Annotated in this window: 16 protein-coding genes; 7 read left to right on the forward strand and 9 right to left on the reverse strand. The window is 54.6% G+C overall.

Annotated features, from left to right (window positions below; all coding sequences use genetic code 11):
• Positions 1–6 precede the first annotated feature (6 nt).
• The 4 genes from NYE33_RS28680 (at position 7) to NYE33_RS28695 (ending at position 3,136) form a co-directional block, all read left to right on the forward strand.
• A complete protein-coding gene (locus NYE33_RS28680; RefSeq protein WP_341068860.1) occupies positions 7–924 on the forward strand; it encodes a helix-turn-helix transcriptional regulator in 918 nt (305 codons plus the stop codon).
• A 63-nt stretch (positions 925–987) separates the two neighbouring features.
• Positions 988–1,506 (forward strand): DUF1761 domain-containing protein, encoded by a 519-nt coding sequence (locus tag NYE33_RS28685; RefSeq protein ID WP_341068862.1) that lies wholly within the window; start codon positions 988–990, stop codon positions 1,504–1,506.
• A gap of 634 nt (positions 1,507–2,140) precedes the next feature.
• Positions 2,141–2,710 carry a YdeI/OmpD-associated family protein gene (locus NYE33_RS28690; RefSeq protein ID WP_341068864.1) on the forward strand — a complete coding sequence of 190 codons (570 nt, stop codon included), beginning with the start codon at positions 2,141–2,143 and terminating at the stop codon, positions 2,708–2,710.
• A gap of 267 nt (positions 2,711–2,977) precedes the next feature.
• A complete protein-coding gene (locus tag NYE33_RS28695) occupies positions 2,978–3,136 on the forward strand; it encodes a hypothetical protein (RefSeq protein WP_341068866.1) in 159 nt (52 codons plus the stop codon).
• Positions 3,137–3,839: 703 nt separating this feature from the next.
• On the opposite strand, the gene NYE33_RS28700 is transcribed toward NYE33_RS28695, so the two are convergent.
• The 8 genes from NYE33_RS28700 to NYE33_RS28735 all read right to left on the reverse strand — a co-directional run bounded on the left by NYE33_RS28700 (position 3,840) and on the right by NYE33_RS28735 (position 13,249).
• Positions 3,840–4,247 carry a VOC family protein gene (locus tag NYE33_RS28700; protein WP_042135553.1) on the reverse strand — a complete coding sequence of 136 codons (408 nt, stop codon included), beginning with the start codon at positions 4,245–4,247 and terminating at the stop codon, positions 3,840–3,842.
• A 262-nt stretch (positions 4,248–4,509) separates the two neighbouring features.
• On the reverse strand, positions 4,510–5,679 hold the full coding sequence (locus tag NYE33_RS28705) for an N-acetylglucosamine-6-phosphate deacetylase (protein ID WP_076242800.1): 1,170 nt from the start codon (positions 5,677–5,679) through the stop codon (positions 4,510–4,512).
• On the reverse strand, positions 5,676–6,455 hold the full coding sequence (locus NYE33_RS28710; RefSeq protein ID WP_081969917.1) for a glucosamine-6-phosphate deaminase: 780 nt from the start codon (positions 6,453–6,455) through the stop codon (positions 5,676–5,678). Before NYE33_RS28710 ends, NYE33_RS28705 begins: the two co-directional genes overlap by 4 nt.
• Positions 6,449–8,092, reverse strand: coding sequence for a response regulator transcription factor (locus tag NYE33_RS28715; protein WP_341068867.1), 1,644 nt, complete (start codon positions 8,090–8,092; stop codon positions 6,449–6,451). The genes NYE33_RS28710 and NYE33_RS28715 overlap by 7 nt, the downstream gene beginning before the upstream one ends.
• A 19-nt stretch (positions 8,093–8,111) precedes the next feature.
• Complete coding sequence (locus tag NYE33_RS28720) at positions 8,112–9,911, reverse strand: sensor histidine kinase (RefSeq protein WP_341068869.1); 1,800 nt, start codon at positions 9,909–9,911, stop codon at positions 8,112–8,114.
• 118 nt (positions 9,912–10,029) lie between these two features.
• Positions 10,030–11,391: an ABC transporter substrate-binding protein gene (locus NYE33_RS28725; RefSeq protein ID WP_171718546.1), complete on the reverse strand. Its 1,362-nt coding sequence runs from the start codon at positions 11,389–11,391 to the stop codon at positions 10,030–10,032.
• Between the two features lie 150 nt (positions 11,392–11,541).
• On the reverse strand, positions 11,542–12,330 hold the full coding sequence (locus NYE33_RS28730; RefSeq protein ID WP_076242874.1) for a carbohydrate ABC transporter permease: 789 nt from the start codon (positions 12,328–12,330) through the stop codon (positions 11,542–11,544).
• A gap of 64 nt (positions 12,331–12,394) precedes the next feature.
• On the reverse strand, positions 12,395–13,249 hold the full coding sequence (locus NYE33_RS28735) for a carbohydrate ABC transporter permease (protein ID WP_081970463.1): 855 nt from the start codon (positions 13,247–13,249) through the stop codon (positions 12,395–12,397).
• A 411-nt stretch (positions 13,250–13,660) separates the two neighbouring features.
• Here NYE33_RS28735 and NYE33_RS28740 point away from each other — a divergent pair, with 411 nt between their 5' ends.
• The 3 genes from NYE33_RS28740 to NYE33_RS28750 are packed head-to-tail and all read left to right on the forward strand — an operon-like array spanning position 13,661 to position 16,712.
• Complete coding sequence (locus NYE33_RS28740; RefSeq protein ID WP_039305225.1) at positions 13,661–14,425, forward strand: sugar isomerase domain-containing protein; 765 nt, start codon at positions 13,661–13,663, stop codon at positions 14,423–14,425.
• Positions 14,422–16,233 carry a family 20 glycosylhydrolase gene (locus tag NYE33_RS28745; protein ID WP_340946998.1) on the forward strand — a complete coding sequence of 604 codons (1,812 nt, stop codon included), beginning with the start codon at positions 14,422–14,424 and terminating at the stop codon, positions 16,231–16,233. Before NYE33_RS28740 ends, NYE33_RS28745 begins: the two co-directional genes overlap by 4 nt.
• The gene (locus NYE33_RS28750; RefSeq protein WP_341068872.1) at positions 16,233–16,712 is read left to right on the forward strand and encodes a GNAT family N-acetyltransferase; all 480 of its coding nucleotides are present in this window, start codon (positions 16,233–16,235) and stop codon (positions 16,710–16,712) included. Before NYE33_RS28745 ends, NYE33_RS28750 begins: the two co-directional genes overlap by 1 nt.
• Before the next feature lie 126 nt (positions 16,713–16,838).
• On the opposite strand, the gene NYE33_RS28755 is transcribed toward NYE33_RS28750, so the two are convergent.
• Positions 16,839–17,606, reverse strand: a complete 768-nt coding sequence (locus tag NYE33_RS28755) for a class I SAM-dependent methyltransferase (protein ID WP_340947001.1) — start codon at positions 17,604–17,606, stop codon at positions 16,839–16,841.
• Between the last annotated feature and the right edge of the window lie 3 nt (positions 17,607–17,609).

Here is a 17,609-nt window from a genome sequence, read left to right on the forward strand (position 1 = left end):
ATACCTATGAAACTGGAACGGCTGATCTCTATAATCTATAAGCTTTTGAATCACGAGGTGTTGTCTGCGGCCATGCTGGCTGAAGAGTTCCAGGTATCGCAGCGGACCATCTACCGGGATATCGATGTAATCTGTGCAGCGGGCTTCCCGGTCGTATCGTATCAGGGGATGAAAGGCGGATATGGTATGATGGACGGCTACAAAATGGATAAAAGCCTGCTCGGCACTTATGATGTTAACGCCCTGATTACCGTGCTACGCAGTCTTTCTACCGTGTTTGAAGACGGGCGTGCGCAGGGGACTATTGAGCGGCTGCAGACCATCGGACCGGAGCATCTGACGCAGAGCCTCTCCGTAGACCTCGACACCCTGCGGACGGAACCCGATGCGCTGCGTCATATACGGACTGCCATCACCGGGCGCATAGTGATCCGCTTCGATTATATCGACACCATGAATGAACGTACGGCCCGTGATATCGAGCCGCTGCGGCTTCATTTCAAATACCGGAACTGGTACATTTTCGGATATTGCCGCACCCGTCAAGCTTACCGCGAGTTCCGCCTGTCCCGGCTGATGAATTTGATGCTGACCGGGGATACTTTCGGACCGCACCCGGAGGTGCCGGAAGAGACAGCTCCCTCAGAGCACGCACGGCAGAACCAGCTGGAGGATGTAGTGATCCGGGTAAGGCCGGAAGCGTTGGCCGACGCGCTGGATCAGTTTCAGCAGATGGACAAACAGTTTCACGAAGATGGAAGTATGACGATGCGCATTCCGGTATATCAGCCGCTCAGTGCACGCTGGTTATGGGCCATTCTGCTCAGTTTCGGCAGCGGTGCCGAGGTCCTCGAACCCATCCCCCTGCGCGCCATCATCCGAGAGCAGCTCCAAAACGCACTCAAACCTTATGAAGAAGTATGACACGCTGTTGTCAAACTTCTTTTTTTATGATGTAAGCAGACTTAAACACACGAGGAGGACATTATGTTTAATGTAATTCAGGAGATCAATGGGTTGGCTGTTGTGCTCGGGGCGCTGGCGTTGTCTTTGGTGGGAGGCCTATGGTTCACTGTGGTCTGGGGCAAGGCGTATGCCTACGCTCTGGGAAAAGAGCATTCGCCAAATGAAAACGGCGTTGCCGTCCTTAAGGAGGACGGTATCGGTTCAGCGGGAAATGGAAGGAATGTTAATCATACGAAGCAACATATGAATCCTTCTATTTCCAAAGAAAAACCGGCGCTCCGGTTCATCTTGGGTCCCCTGGTATGCGGACTGGTAACAACAGTGGCGATGGCGGTACTGTTCTATGCGTTCGAGATCGAAACCTTTGCCGATGCTCTCATCTTTGGCGGGATTGTCGGAGCAGGACTATTGGCGGCCACAACCGTGAATACCGGGATTAACCCCAACATTCCCCGGCCGCTGGTCTATGGACTGGTTAGCGGGAGCTATTTTTTCCTGTCCGGGCTGATTGTCAGTATAATTCTTGTAGCGATGAGTTGAAAAGTCGATGTTGTTGTACGTTTTGCAACATTAATTCATAGTTACTGGGGTAACCGTAAGGATTCTTGTTCGCGATACAACAATTTCCCCGTTTAGCTGCTTGGTGAAGGACAATTGATGCCTTTTGTGCAACAGTTTTCGGTCAGGGCCGGTTTTGACGAGGGGAATGTTGTATTTCGTGCAGGATTACTTCAACGAACCACGATCGGTTCTCCAACACTGTTTCACCTTTAAGCTAAGCTGCCTGGTCTTCTTGTGAGAGCCAGGTTGAAATCTATTGTCTATTGCACTTCGTACAACAGAACTCTATGGAATAGGTGAATTTGGGCAGATAGCTGGAAATCAATTGTATGAAATACATCAGAATTGGTTTTAGCGCAGGATAACGCAGAATCTGTTGCAGAAAGTGCAATCAATTATGAGCTAGTTCTACCGTTCTCAAGCGGGTTACGCCTAGCGGATAGTTGAATATCTTGCAGGGACAGCTCGTTATAACTGTACAAACCGGATTAGGAGAAACTACAGTTAGACTTGAGCGGGAGTCTTCCCGCCATACAAACTGCCATTCATGTAAATCGTCCGTGCAGGTTCCTGTTCGGGCTATATAGTTGACAGAAGGGAGTGTACAGTAACTATGAGCGCTGAAAATTGGATTGCGGCTACATCAAGGGAAGAGTTGCGGAACTGGCTGCTGGTGAACAGCACGATTGAACCCTTTTGCTGGGTCGAAGCCACTATGAAGCCAATCCCGGGTACGCTGCTGTACCTGGACGCCGTTGAAGAGGCTTTGTGCTTCGGCTGGATCGATGGCGTGAAGAAGGTGAACGCTGAAGCGAAGCTGGTCCAGAGATTGTCTCCCCGCAGCAAGCGGAGCTCATGGACTGAGCTTAATAAAGAGCGTGTCCGCCGCCTGGAGAAGCTGGGCTTGATGCGTGAGGAAGGACAGCGGGTTCTTCCTGATATGGACATCAATTCTTTCAGAATAGACAAGGTTATCGAAGAGAAGCTGAAAGAGGAAACGCAGGTGTATGAGAACTTCATGGCCTTTCCGGCGCTCTACCGGCGGGTGCGGATCGATACCATACAAAGCTATATCCATCAGCCTGAAGTGTATCAGCGCAGACTGGAGAAATTCATCGCAAACACCAGAGCCAATACTATGTACGGCCAATGGCATGATAACGGGCGCCTGCTGGAGTATTAGGTCCTGCACTGCTTGTATTTAGAGAAGTTGGCGGGAGAGTGATTTAGGGGGCTGGCGGGGACTGGCGGGAAATTTGCGGGGATTGGCGGGAGCTGAGCGGGACTCGGCAGGAGCTGGGCGGGACTCGCTGTGAGCTGGGCGGGACTCGGGGGGCTGGGCGGGACTCGGCAGGAGCTGGGCGGGACTTGGCAGGACTCGGCAGGACTCGGCGGGAGCTGGGCGGGACTTGGCGAGGCTGGGCGGGACACGGCGGGAGCTGGGCGGGACTTGGCAGGACTCGGCAGGACTCGGCGGGAGCTGGGCGGGACTTGGCGAGGCTGGGCGGGACTCGGCGGGAGCTGGGCGGGACTCGGCGGGGCTTGGCGGGACTCGGCGGGAGCTGGGCGGGGGATGAATAGCTTCACGATCGTGTACGCTCGTGAATAGGAATGAGAATCCACTATTTGGGCAAAATAGGTGATTTTTCGGTCTTGTGACTCAGAATCGCTTACATGGCTGCCAGCTCCACATTTTAGGGTCGAATGAACAAAATAACTGATTCTCAGTCCGTTTGGGCGTTGAATGCAGTGTTTTGGGCAAAATAGCGTCTTCTCAGTCCGCATTCCCCTGCTGATCGCCATCTGCTGAGCTAACGGTCCTGCCACACTGGCGGCCATTCGCTTCAGAACACCACCAGTAATCTGTCTTTCAGGTATGCCTCCGCCATTCTACAATGCCCGGTTGGTACAATCTCAGAACTAATGAAATGAGTTCATTTCATGCAGAAATTTATGTGTTCGGTTTCAGCTTCAACTGGAAACTTAAAGGATAGTTGTACATTGTACAACTAAAAACCGCGAAAAGGCAGGCTCGCCTCCTATAACTGTATTCTGTACAACTATATCTGCCCGAAGCGGCGTAAACCATCTATAAGGGGCAGTTTAATTGCACGGAATACAACTAAACGAATAATTGGTTGAAAATCAGGCGATTTAGTTGTACAAAGTGCACTTAAGCATACCACGCACCGCATTCCGCATACCATAATAGCATCACTGCCAACCCTCCAAAGGTTCCTCGTATAAACGAGCAAAAAACAAGCCCCCGTATCCGGAAGCCTGTCCTCATGCACACTTATATCCACACCATGCTATTGCGCGTTCTCATCCATATACATGACTTCCCACAGATGTCCGTCGATATCCTGAAAGCTCCAATTGTACATAAACCCATGGTCTACCGGATCATTGAACGGTTTGCCGCCGGCCCCAAGTGCCTTATGCACCAGTTCGTCCACCTCTGCCCTGCTTGCTGCTGAGAAGGCGAGGATAACCTCCGTGTGTCCGGCAGTATCCACAACCGATTTCGAAGTGAAGGTGTTAAAAAATTCTTTGGTCAGCAGCATGGCAAACGTGTTGTCATTGATGATCATGCATGTTGCGTTCTCATCCGTGTACTGCGGGTTGAACTCAAATCCGAGCGCGGTAAAAAAGTTGATCGAATCCTGCAGATTATTCACCGGCAAATTAACAAAAAGCTGGCCTGCCTTATATCCCACTTTCTAATCACCTCTGCATCCATGGAGTGTGTTCCGCACCATTATAGCATGAACTTGTCTCAGGCAAAAAGTTGCGGGTGGCGGTGCGATCGCAGGGGCAGATGCAGGGGCAGGTGCGTTAGCTAGTGCGGGTGCAGATGTAGGTGTAGTTGCGTTAGCTAGTGCGGATGCAGATGTAGGTGCAGATGCAATCGCGAGTGCAGGTGCGAGGGCGGGCGCAGCACCCCGCAGCACCTCCCGGCAAAAAAACTGCCGCCGGGCATCAGCCCCGGCGGTACACCCATTCGCCGGCTTTGCAGAGCGCCGCCAGCGCCGGCCCCGCGCTGCCCCGGCGGAGCAGCGCAATATCCGCCGGCGCGCCGGCGGCCAGGCCCGCGGCCTCCGGCAGGGCCATGAAGCCTGCCGGGTGCACGGACGCCATGTCCCAGGCGTCCGGCAGATCGGCCAGGCCCGCGGCGCTAAGGCGCGCGATGTGGCGCAGCAGCATCTGCGCCGAACCGGCCAGCAGCCCGGGCTGGCCGGCGAGATGCAGCCGGCCCTCAGGGGTCAGCACCACGCGGCCGCCGACCGGCGTGTCGTAGCTGCCGGGCGGCAGGCCGGCGAGGGCAACGGCATCGCTGATCAGCAGCGCCCGGCTGCCCTTGACCTTCATCGCAACCTTCAGCACCTCATCAGGGAGGTGGAAGCCGTCGGCGATCAGGGTGCACCACAGCTCATCTTCCGCGAGCTGGGCCCACAGATAATTCGGATGACGCGGCAGCATGGCATGCGCCCCATTGCCGAGATGCGTGGACAGCCGTGCTCCGGCAGCGGCCGCCTCCGAAATCTGTGCCGGGCTTGCCGAGGTGTGCCCGATGGAGACCGTCACGCCCTGCCGCACGCAGTGGCGGATGAACTCCGCACTCCCTTCCCATTCCGGGGACATCGTCACGATGGAGATCCGCCCGCCTGCCGCCTCCTGCCACTGGTCGAACAGGGCCGTACTCGGCGGACGGATATGCTCCAGACTATGCGCTCCGCGCGGACCGTCTTCGGCTGAGAGAAATGGCCCCTCCAGATGGATGCCGCCAATCGTGGCAGCGGCGGCAGCATCCTCTTCACAGGCCCGGGCAATCGCCCGCATGGCGCCGTGAATCGTATACGCAGCACCGGTGATCACGGTCGGATAGCAGGTGGTTATGCCTTCAGTCCACAAGGCGCGGATGGCTTCCTTGACAGCCTCCGCGGTCAGCACCGGATGGTTGAAGTCATGGCCTCCATAGCCGTTGATCTGCAGATCTACCAGGCCGGGCGCAGCTACCGGCAGCTCCAGCAGTTCGTCCGGCGGCAGCAGCAGCGGTCCATCCAACGGTTCAATGGCAGCAATAATGCTGCCCTCCAGATGGATACGGACCGGCTCGCCTGTACGGTAATGCAGCGCATCCACAATCATCGCACAACCGCTCCGAAGGAATCCGTGTCCACAAACAGCCGGCAATCCCCGTGGCTGCGCAGGATTGTGGACGGACAGGCCGTGGAGACAGATTCATGCAGCGTGCGGGTAACTGCTCCGCGCTTAGTCGGACCCGGGACCATGCAGAACAGCCACTTGGCAGAGAGCAGTACAGGAATCGTCAAGGTCAGTGCCTGCTGCGGGACCTCCTCCAGACTGGCGAAGCATCCGTCATTCACCTGCTGTGTGCGGCAGGCGGCATCGAGGGTCACCGCTTTGACCAGCCGGGGATCATGAAAATCCGCAACCGGAGGGTCATTGAAGGCCAGATGGCCATTCTCGCCAATGCCGAGGCAGACAATATCGATGGGAGCCTCCGCCAGCAGCCTGCCATAACGCTCACATTCAGCCTCAAGCTCTGCGGCAGGATTGATATAATGAACCCTGCCCGGCTTCACCTTGTCGAACAGCGCTTCCCGGAGGAAGCTGCCGAAGCTCTGCGGCGAGCCTTCCGGGAGTCCGAGATATTCGTCCATATGGAAGGCCGTAATCCGGCTCCAGTCCAGATCCTTGGCTGCGGCAAGCTCGGCAAGGAATTCATTCTGGGAAGGGGCGGCGGCGAAAATAATTCTTACGAAGGTCTTGGACGCCAGCAGCGCCCGGATCGCCGCGGCTGCTTCACGCCCTGCCGCAGATCCCAGCAGCTGCCGGTTCTCAAACACACGGACAAGCATGGAACCTGCCATTTCGGTATGGATTGGTGTCACTTTCAGCATGAGTAGTTCCTCCCTGTGCCTTGTGGTTGTCCGTTCCTTGTTCCTTCCTCACCCCGGAATTCACCCGGAGTGAAGCCTGTATGCAGCTTGAACAGCTTGGTGAAATAGCTTTTGTTCTCGTAGCCCAGCTGCTCGGCGACCTGCTCCACACTTTGCGGAGACTGGTCCAGCAGCTCTTTGGCATGCTCCATCTTGGTGTGGGTGACATAGTGAATGAAGCTCATCCCGGTTTCTTTTTTGAACAGGCGGCTGAAATAGCTCGAATTCAGATGAGTGTATTCGGCTACCTCCTCCAGCGTAATTTTACGGTTCAGATGCCGGTCCACATACTGCTTCACCTTCTTGATCTCATCCCGCCGTGTCTCCTGGTACATCTCCCGGATCACCGGCAGACGTTCATAGAAGAATTGCAGGGACCACTCTTCCAGGCTGTCAATATGCTCAATGGCAGTGATAGTGTCATGCAGCATCTCCAGAGAGAAGGTCGACTGGAACTGTTGACGGGCCATCAGCCGCATCTGGTTATCATAGAGCAGCTTGAGCACCCATTCCTTGACCTGGCGCGGAGCAAAGCGCTTCACCCGGATATAATCCATCCATTTGGACAGCAGCTCCTCCAGCCGCCCGGCCGATTCCTCCAGGAACGCTTCCCGGATCTCCCGGGAGGCTTCGGTGTAATGCAGAAACAGATCCTCGCCGGTGAACGGCTGGAGCTCCTTCAGCCCGGTCAGCCCGCCCGGCTTCAGATAAAAGGCGTTCTCCCGCCCCTGTGTAAGCAGCGTTATAATCCCTTCACGGAAATGCCCGCTGCCGGGCGGAATACACAGATATTGAAAGGATGCCCCTACCCCCGGCATGCTCTGAACCGCAGAACGCAGCTTGCCGAGCATGGAGATATGGCCGGCACTTGCGCCATTACCCATCCCTCCGGTGAAGACCAGCACGCAGTCCCGCCCGCTGTAGGGCAGACATACGGCGGCCGTTCCATCCTGAAGCACCGCTTCGGCGGCGGATTCCACCAGTGCCATTAGCGCAAGATCATCCCGGACCGGCTCCCCGGTACTGCCGCTGACCCGGCATAGAACGGCTACATTCGCCGTCAAATCGGGTATAATCCCCAGCTCGGCGGCATCCGGAAGCCATTCGGTGTCCGGCAGCTCCCGGGCGGCAATCCGCCGCAGCACACTCTGCTTCAGCAGCACCTTTTGATTCTCCGCCATGCTTTTCCATTTCAGCGTCTGGGCTTTGTCCGCATCCCTGCGCCGCAGCTCATCGCCAATCTCCTGCAGCAGACCGGTAATCAGCTCGCGGCTGATCATCTCCTTGAGAATGTAATCGCTCACCATCAGCTTCACCGCCTGCTGCGCATACGTGAAATCATCCATACATGACAGCACCACAACGCGTAAATCCTCGTTCATCAGCTTCAGCTCGCGGATCAGCTCAATGCCGTCCATATAAGGCATGCCAATATCCGTTATCACAATATCCGGCATACCGGCCTGCGCTTTCTCCAGGGCAACCAGACCATTTTTGCAGGCTGAATGAAGGGTCAGTCCAAGCTCGTTCCAGGGAATTACTGCCGAGAGAAAGTCCAGTACCGGATAATCATCATCCACCAGCATCACGCTATACATCGTTCCCACTCTCCCTTTCCTAACCTTGATCCGGAATTTCTTCAGGAAGCACAAACAGGAAGGTTGTCCCTTGTCCGGGGATACTGTCAATGGTAACCTGGAAGGCTGAACCGTATGTCAGATACAGACGCTCGTATACGTTCGACATTCCAATATGAGCCAGTCTGCTGGACGGCATGGCTTCCAGCTCCGGCGGCTCGGAGCCAACCTCTGCCCGCAGCCGGTTCAGGGTCACCTCATCCATGCCCCGGCCGTTATCTTCAATCGCTATGAACAGACGGCTGTCCTGAGTCCAGGTACGGATCAAAATGCGTCCGCTCTCCTGGCGCAGGCCGTGAATATAAGCATTCTCGATGACCGGCTGCAGCAGGAAGCGCGGGATTTTTACCCCAAGGCTCTCCGAGGTGCAGTCTGTATTCAGCGTAACTTCATCGGCCTGGCGGAAATTCAGCAGCTCCACATAACTCCTGACAATATGCAGCTCATCATGCAGAGAAGTGTACTCATCACGCTGTTGAATGGTCATCCGCAGCAGCCGGGACAGCGAGAACAGCAGCTCCGCATTCTCCTCATCCCCCCGCATCATAATGCGCAGGCGGATGGAATTAAGAATATTGAACAGGAAATGCGGATTGATCTGCGATTGCAGCATCGCCAGCTCGGCCTTGCGCTTCTGCGCCTGCTCCACCTTAATCTGTTCGATCATTTTCTCCACCCGGTCCAGCATATGGTCAAAAGACTTGCCAAGCCGCCCAATCTCGTCATACCCGCGCACGCCGGAACGGATGCCAAGCTCCCCCTGCTCTACTCTGGCCGCCACGCTGTCCAGCCTGATTACCGGCTTCGTGAACTGACGGACCAGCAGGACCAGGATCAGCAGGAAGAACGCTCCCGATACGATCTGCACGGCAGTACTCCAGCGGTGGGTTGCACTGATCTGGCTGACCGCCTCGCGGTAAGGCGACAGGCTGACGATCCGGTAATTCCCATAGGGAATATCCAGGCTGCTAAGCAGATATTGTTCATTCCGGTAGTCCATGAAACGCGAATCCGCTGTACCCGTCAGTTCATCCGCAAGCGCAAACGGCTGACCCAGGCGCGTCTTGTCCCGGGAGGCCAGTACCGTTCCGTCAGGTGCAATCAGCAGTGTCTCCTGGCCTTTACGGTTATCATTGAAGATCTGGCTGATCCGGCTCTCGGCGATACTGATAATGACCGTCGCATAAGTGGAATTGGAGGACAGCTTGAGATTGCGGGCAATCGTCAGCACCTGCGGGCTGGTCCGGGCAACGGTAGGAATATAGTTATCGAGCACACCTGCCCAGTAGAGATCGAAGACAGGCTGCTGACGTGCTTTTTCCATCCAGGGCTGGAGCAGCAGGGCGCCGACATCCAGCTTGGCATAAGGATAATTTGAATAATATTGGCCGTCTGAGGTAAGCACGGTGACAAATGTTTTCTCCATCATGGAGGTCACGCTTTCGAGCTTTTCGGTAACCTCTTTGAATTCCAGTACATTCTTGGCTGTATCCGGCTGATGCAGCTTACTGCGCTGCCAATTTTCTTTGAGAATAAGCGTAATCCCGGGATCGAACTGAATGTAATTCGACACCAGCACCATATTGCTGAGAAGGTTCGAGATATACATGCTCTCCTGCTCCAGCGAACGGCGTTCATTCTGAATCACCTGGGAGCGGAGGATGTGCTCGGTATAGGAATTGGAAATATACAGGGTAATGGAGGCGGGAAGCAGCAGACAGAGCAAGGAAGCGACGAGCAGCTTGTTGCGAAAACCGAGTTTCCATCCTTTTGGCAGCAATGGCAATCCCCCCTTCACAATCAGACGATCGTTTTCTTTGCTTCTATCATATCAGCTTTCCGCCTCCAGTAATTCATTTCCCAGTAATATTTCGACAAAATATGACGGTTCGCTTTATTTACTTATTGGCGTCCACGATCTTTTGCAGTTCAGCTTGCGCTTTGCTGACCGTAGTCTCCAGATCCTGCTGTTTCAGGATGTACAGCTCGGTTTCTTTGGTAAAAGCAGTTTCCAGCTCGCCCTGATAGGTCGGCGGCACACTTAGCGGAGCCGGCTTGGCATTCTTGATGACGTAGGCCAGTGAGGTTTCGTCAATTTTGTCCGGACTCATGGCTGACGCCTTCACTCCGGCGATGTATTGATCGACATCCTGCTTCTTCCAGGCGGAGTATACATTCTGCATCTGCTCGCCCTCTGTAGAATACCAGCGGATGAAATCATAGGCTTCCTGCTGATGCTGCGATTTCTCCAGAATGCCCACATAATTGCCGTTGGCAATACTGACTCCGGCAGGCTGTCCGGCGCTGTTGGAAGGCATCGGTGCAAAGGCAGTGGTGAACGTAGCCGGGAATTCCTCCGATCCGCCCGCTTCTCCAATCATCCAGTTGCCGGTCACAATCATCGCGGCATGTCCGGTGAAGAATTCAGAACGGTAAGCCAGCTTCTGGGAGATGGTATCTGCATAAGGTACAGCCACTCCGGATTCCTCTGCCTTGCTGCGCAGCTCCAGCGATTGGCGGATACCCGCACTGTCAATATTTACGATGCCGTTATTGACCAGATTGTTGTCCTTCTCCTGGTTGATAATGGCCAGCTCCCAGTACATCGCCCAGGTATGGAAATAAGTGCCGAAGGTCTTGGACGGCCCGGTACCGCTGGTCAGCTTGGCGGAATAGTCAAGATAGTCATCCCAGCTCCATTCCGTAGGCACAGCCAGTCCAGCCGCATCCAGCTTGTCCTTGTTCAGCAGGACGAAATAATTCTCCAGGGTATCGGGAAGTGCATACACCTGTCCGTCTACGGATGGATCAATCGTATATTCATCCGCCAGCGTGATGCCTTCTTTGCTGATCAGGTCATTCAGCGAAGCCAGCAGTCCGAGTCCCGCACGCTGTGAGTAGTCGGTTGCACCCGGCATGAACACAACGTCCAGGTTCTCGCCGGAAGCAACGAGGAGATCCAGCTTCTTCATCCCGGCCACGGAATCGCCGTTGTCAGCCAGCTCCACGTATTCCAGTGTAATTCCCGGATGGGAATCCTCGTACGCCTGCAGAATAGGTTCCATATCCGCCGCAGGTGACCAGTTGGCGACTTTGATCGTGACAGGTTCTGCAGAAGGTGCAGCACTCTCCGCCGCATCCGGTGCAGCAGTGCTGCTATTAGTGGGAGATGCATTATTAGTGTTGTTCGAATTGCCGCAGCCCGCCAGGGCTACAAGGAGCACGGTGATCCATACCAACGCGAATACATTCTTTTTCATTAATAACACCCCTTCTAATGTGAGTTCTCCCTGCCTATGAAGCTTGTCCGGCAGCTGTTCCTTATCGTCTGGACTTTCTGATGTATACACTGACAGTCACGTCCGCTCCATCCACCTCCGGTTATGCAACTTCCGGGAACTTGCCAGCCTTCACCCCTTCACCCCCCCCAAGGAAATGCCCTCGATGACCTGCTTCTGGCCGAGGATGAACACTACGAGCAGCGGTACAATTGCCGAGACGGAAGCCGCCATGATGAGGGAGTAGAATGCGCCGTTCCGGTCAGCGAAGGCATTCATGCCAAGCTGAAGGGTATAGAGCGTCTTGCTGTTCAGGAAGACCAGCGGCGTCTGAAAATCATTCCAGGTCCAGATAAACCGCAGAATGGCATAAGTGGCAATCGCCGGCCGGACCAGCGGAAACAGAATGGAGAGGAAAATACGGATATGGCCCGCCCCGTCGATCTGCCCGGATTCGATATATTCATTCGAGAGTGAGGCGAAAAACTGGCGGAGCAGGAAGGTTCCCAGTACGCTGAACCCGCCCAGCAGAATCAGGCCCAGATGGGTGTCGTACAGGCCGATGGTGCGGAACATGATGAACAGCGGCACCAGCGTGGCTTCCGCAGGAATCATATAAGTGGCCAGCACCACCACAAATAATGCGTTTCTGCCCGGGAAGCGGATTTTGGTGAAGCCGTAGGCGGCCATGCTGGAGACGGCTACGGACAGGAGTGTCGTGAGTGCTGTGACTTTGATGGAGTTCCAATAATACAGGGTAAAGTTCGCTTTGCCAAACCACACAGAGTGGTAGTTGAACGCTGCCCTCCAGGTTTGCGGAATCCATTCGATCGGATATTTGAACACATCAGCCTCCGGCTTGAGCGAAGCGGACAGCATCCATATAAAAGGGAGCAGGAATACGATGCCCAGCAGCGCCATAAGTAGAGTGATAACCGCTTTTCCCCAGTCCAGATTCTTTAATTTCACAGGGGTCCCTCCCTTTCTAGTAATTGACCCAATAGCGCTGTCCCAGCCACTGCAAGCCGGTGATGGCGAGTACGATAACGAACAGAACCATGACCATAGAAGAAGCATAACCCGTCTGGAGATCCACAAATGCGGTCTGATACATGTCATAAACCACAACGGAAGTAGAGTTGGCCGGACCGCCCTCCGTCAGCACCTTGACCAGCGCGAAGGATTTGAAATTGCCGATAATTCCGGTCACCAGCAGGAAAAAGGTCGTCGGCGTCAGCAGCGGAAAAGTAATGGAGCGGAACTGGGCGAACTTCGAGGCACCGTCGATTGTCGCCGCTTCATACAGATCGGCAGGAATATTCTTGATTCCCGCAATGTAGATAATCAGCGAGACCCCGAGGTCTATCCAGATCATCAGCAGCATGACCGATGGAAGCGCATACGAAGGATCGGCCAGCCATTTGGGCGGATTGTCCACTCCGAGTGCCGACAGGAAACCGTTAACCGGACCGTAGGAGGGATGGAACAGAACCTGCCATACTACTGCGACAGCGACGACACTGGAAATCTGGGGCATGAAATAGATGACCTTGAACGCTCCCGGCGCGTAGACATGATTGGTGATAATCACCCCCAGGATCAGCGCTATAGCCATTCCCACCGGTACCGCCAGCAGCATAATGAAATTATTGCCCAGCGACTTCAGAAACACTTCATCCTGAAATAGCTGGCGGAAGTTGTCCAGTCCGTTCCAGCGGATCTTGTCAAACCCGGTGACGAACGACCACTTGGTGAAGCTGAGTATGAAGGAGAAAATCATAGGGATCAGCGTAAATACAATTACTCCGAGCAGCATGGGCCCGGTGAACAGATAACCCATCCATATTTCTTTCCATTTCCGTTTGTTTCGGCGGATGACCGGATTCTCCCGGGACTGTGGCAAGGCAACTGACGTCTTCAAGGCTCTGTCCCCCCTCTTGCGTGATGTTATCTCTCATTATAGAAAAGCAAAGAATTTTACATAAGTCACGATCCTGACCCGTTCAGAAAAATTTTTACCTGCCGTTGTCCCAATCAGCGATTTGTACACATCATGGCATGCTGCTGGCCAAATCAGTCAAAAACGGTGCGGATTTGCGCAAAATAGTTGATTTACTCCGCCTGCCCGCTTTGTTATCTTCTAGGCAAGCGGAAGCTTATGCTTACAAAACTTAAAGCGTATGCTTCCGAAGCCAGTTTTGCGAAGAGACTCAGGGGGCTTATGCTTACAAAACTTTTAGGAGGAATGTAAATGAACGCAAAGTCAGATATTATGTCCGCTTATATGGAAAGCATTGTGGAGCTGCTGAATGAGATACGGAGTGAGCCGAGGGAGAAGCTGGTGCAGGTGGCGGAGCTGCTTGCAGATCATATTGCAGAGGATAAGCTGGTCTATCTGTACGGTCCGGGCGGGCATTCCAACATGAATGCTACCGAGGTCTTCTTCCGCGCAGGTGGCCTGATGCATATCAGCGCTATATTAGATGAAGGCACGATGATCTCGAACGGCGCTCTGCGCTCGATGGCCGTTGAACGTACTCCCGGCTACGGAACACTTGTTATAGAAGATAACCGGCTGGGCGAAGGTGACATCCTCATCCTTGCCAATGCCTACGGCATTAACACCGCCTGTGTCGATGCTGCCCTGGAGGCGCGGCGCCGGGGGGTTACAACGATTGCCGTTACCTCTGTCGGCCATGCCGAAGCTACCCCCAAGAATCATATTGCCCGACATCCTTCGGGGCAGAACCTGTATGAGCTGTGCGACTATGTTCTGGACAGCAAGGTCAAGCCGGGCGATGCTGCACTGCATATTGAGGGAATTGAACCGAAGATGGGCTCGACCTCAACCTTCGCCAACGCTTTCCTGCTGAATTCACTGATGATGACCACGGCTGCCTGTCTCGGGGAAAAAGGGATTGAGGTGCCGGTCTGGCGCAGCGGCAACGCTCCGGGCGGGGATGAATGGAATAACCGCTTCATTGAGCGCTTCAAAGGCCGGGTCCGCTGGCTATGAACATTCCATTGATTCCGCAGCCTCAGGTGGTGCAGAGCCGGGGACCGGAACCGGTCAGCGGCATCCGCGGCTGGACGGTGCAGCTATGGATTCCCGGGAATGATGTCCGGTTATTGGCGGCAACGCAAGGAATATTCGCGGGGGTGACAGAGGTTCAGGAGCCAGGAGGCAGCGCTGTATACGCACTGGTCTCGGAGGGAACCCGCTTCAATCCCCGCATGGCCCGGCGGGTAGAAGGCAAGCATGACGGATACGTATTGATTACAGATACAGACCGGGTTGAACTATACGCGCTCAGCGCTTCCGGGCTTTTCTACGGGATTAAGACACTGGAACAGCTGCTGGATAGCGGCGGAGGCGCCATACCTGCACTGACGGTGGCCGACTGGGCGGATCTGCGGCTGCGCAGCGATTATCTGGATCTGCGCACCGTCTATCCGACCTATGAGCATATGCTGGAGTATATTGCGGAGCTGGCGCGCTATAAGATTAATACACTGATCATCGAATATGAGGACAAGCTGCCGTTCCGGAAGCTGAGCTTCCTCCGCCATCCCGGGCTGGCCTTCACCGAGGAAGAACACAGTCAGCTCCTGCAGAATGCACATGACCATTTCGTCACCGTGATTCCGAAGCAGCAGTCCTTCGGGCATCTGGAATATATTCTGAAGCATCCGGTCTACATCGGGCTGCGCGAGGTCCCCGAGACCGTGTCGGAGCTATGCCCGCACCGCACAGGATCCTTCGAGATGATGGCCGGAATTCTGGAGGAAGTGGCTGCACTTCATCCGCACAGCGATTATCTCCATCTGGGCTGTGATGAGGTCTGGACGCTCGGCACCTGTGAAGACTGCCGGAATTCCGGGCTTACCCCGGAGGCCTCCTTCATCCGCTTTGTCAATCAGCTGGCTGAGAAGACAATCAGCCTCGGCAAAACACCGATGATCTGGCATGACATGATCATGCACGCCACCCTGGACGAGATCGCCGCACTCGACAAGCGTGTCGTAGTGGTGGTCTGGATCTACGGCGGGCACCGGATGAAGGCGGATGCCCGGCTCATTCTCCACAAGCTGCGCGACGCCGGCATTGAGACCATCGGCGCCTCCTCTGTCCGCTGCTGGGATGATAACGGCGACCAGAATTATCCGGTCATTCATAACCGGATCAAGAATGTGCTAGACTGGATTCAGCTGGCGCAATCGGAGCAGCTGGAAGGGATCATTCATACGAACTGGGGATGCCCGTTCTCGCTGGGCAGTCCCTACGGCCTGTTCGAGACCTCGCGTTATCCGGCGTTTTTTGCCGCAGAACAAAGCTGGAATGCCAAGGCGGATATTTCATCCTTCCTGGCCCGTTTTCTGCACCAGTTCCACGGGCTTGATACGAGCCAGCTGAGCGGAGAAGAATGGGCAGATTATGCGGTAACCGACTATTATTCCCTGATTCCGCAGCTGCTTCCGGCTGTGAGGAAGAACCGCCTCACTGCCGAGCTGATCGATGCGATGATTCAGTATGAGATTCCAGCGCAGCGCCGCTCTCCGCTGCATACGTTCCTCTTCCGCGGAGCAATGTCGCCAGGCAGTGAGGAAGTGATTACCTTCCTCCGGGATAAGTACAGAAGCGGATACGGCGATCTATTCAGAGCCAAGCAGCGGATGCAGAGCGTACTTGCAGAGCTGCTCCCTCCGCAGATGGCGGAGCTGTTCATCCGCTCCCGGTTCTACCGGCCGGAATTATTCGAAGCGGACCTGCACGGAATGATCACTGATCTTGAGATGATTGAACAGAAAGCGGGGGATAGCTGATGCCTGATATGCTCGTTAAGTTATATGATCTGCCTGACAATAGTGCGCTGCTGGAACGTCTGCGGGGAGAAGGAATTGCCATCAAACGGGCAATGACCGGGGATAAGCAGGCCATTGTGGATTTTGTCGGCCGCCACTTCACGAATAGCTGGCGGAATGAATGCGAGACGGCCTTCTCGCATCTGCCTGTCCATTGCTATATTGCCGTGAAGCAGGGCGAAGTGATCGGCTTTGCCTGTCACGATGTTGTTGTGAAGAACTTCTTCGGCCCGACCGGCGTGCTGGAGGATTACCGGGGCCTCGGCATCGGGAAGGCACTGCTGCTGGAATGCCTGTCCGCGATGCACCGGAACGGCTACGGCTACGCCATCATCGGCTGGGTCGTGGACGCAGTGCCTTTCTATGAGAAGACTGTCGGCGCGATTGCGGTCCCTGATTCTTTTCCCGGCGTATTCCGCGACTTGATCAGTATGGACTAAAATGCCCCTCTGATACAGCAAACAGCGGCAGCCAAGGACCTAAATGTCCCTGAACTGCCGCTGTTTCATTGTCATTGCAGATGACCTATTCCGCCGAGCTAGCAGAAATCGATAATCGGAAATCCTTTATTTTCTGCCCAAATGCAGGTCGATTGTATCATAAATAGTTAACACATCACCGGACTTCATAATCGCCGCGCTGATCTCTTCCTCAAACGGCTCTTTAATAGCAGACGGCATGCTTCTATGGTCTGAATATGTATTAAGCAGGGCAATGTAATCCGCCGAGGAGAAGCTTCTGGTTAGGTGATACAACTTGAACTGGATATCTTTGAACCCGTAGGTACGCAGATTCTGTGAGATGGCCTGGTATTTTCCCGTATCATGTTCGATTAATTTGGTATTTGAGGGCCTGTACTGCTGGTAAATACGCTGAATATGCTGATGTAATTCTTCATCCTCCCGCGCTGCAAAAGGCCTGTTCCAGAATAAGGCCACTGTTCCGCCCTTCTTCAACAATTCACGAACCTTCGGGTAACCAACGTCCTCTGGAATCCAATGAAATGCAGTAGCGGAGTAAATGAGGTCTACGCTGTCGTCCGGGCCTGTGAATTCTTCAAATGTAGTATTATGCACCCTGAAATTCTTGTGTTCCCGGAACTTTAGTTGTGAGTATTCCGCAAGGTCTGCCCCAAGTTCAATGGCAGCTAATTCACAGCCCGTTTCCAGAAAAGGCCGGGTAGCCTGGCCCGTTCCGATCCCGATTTCAATGACCTTCCCGCCCTGCCCGATCCGGGAATACGCTATAATGTCCCGGAATAATTCCGCACAATAAGCCGGTCTCCATTTATCATAATTCGCCGCATCCTCATTGAATGTTAACCGTTTATCCATACA

Origin of the sequence: Paenibacillus sp. FSL R10-2199 (assembly GCF_038000235.1) — a bacterium.
GTDB classification, from domain to species: Bacteria; Bacillota; Bacilli; order Paenibacillales; family Paenibacillaceae; genus Paenibacillus_AQ; species Paenibacillus_AQ phytohabitans.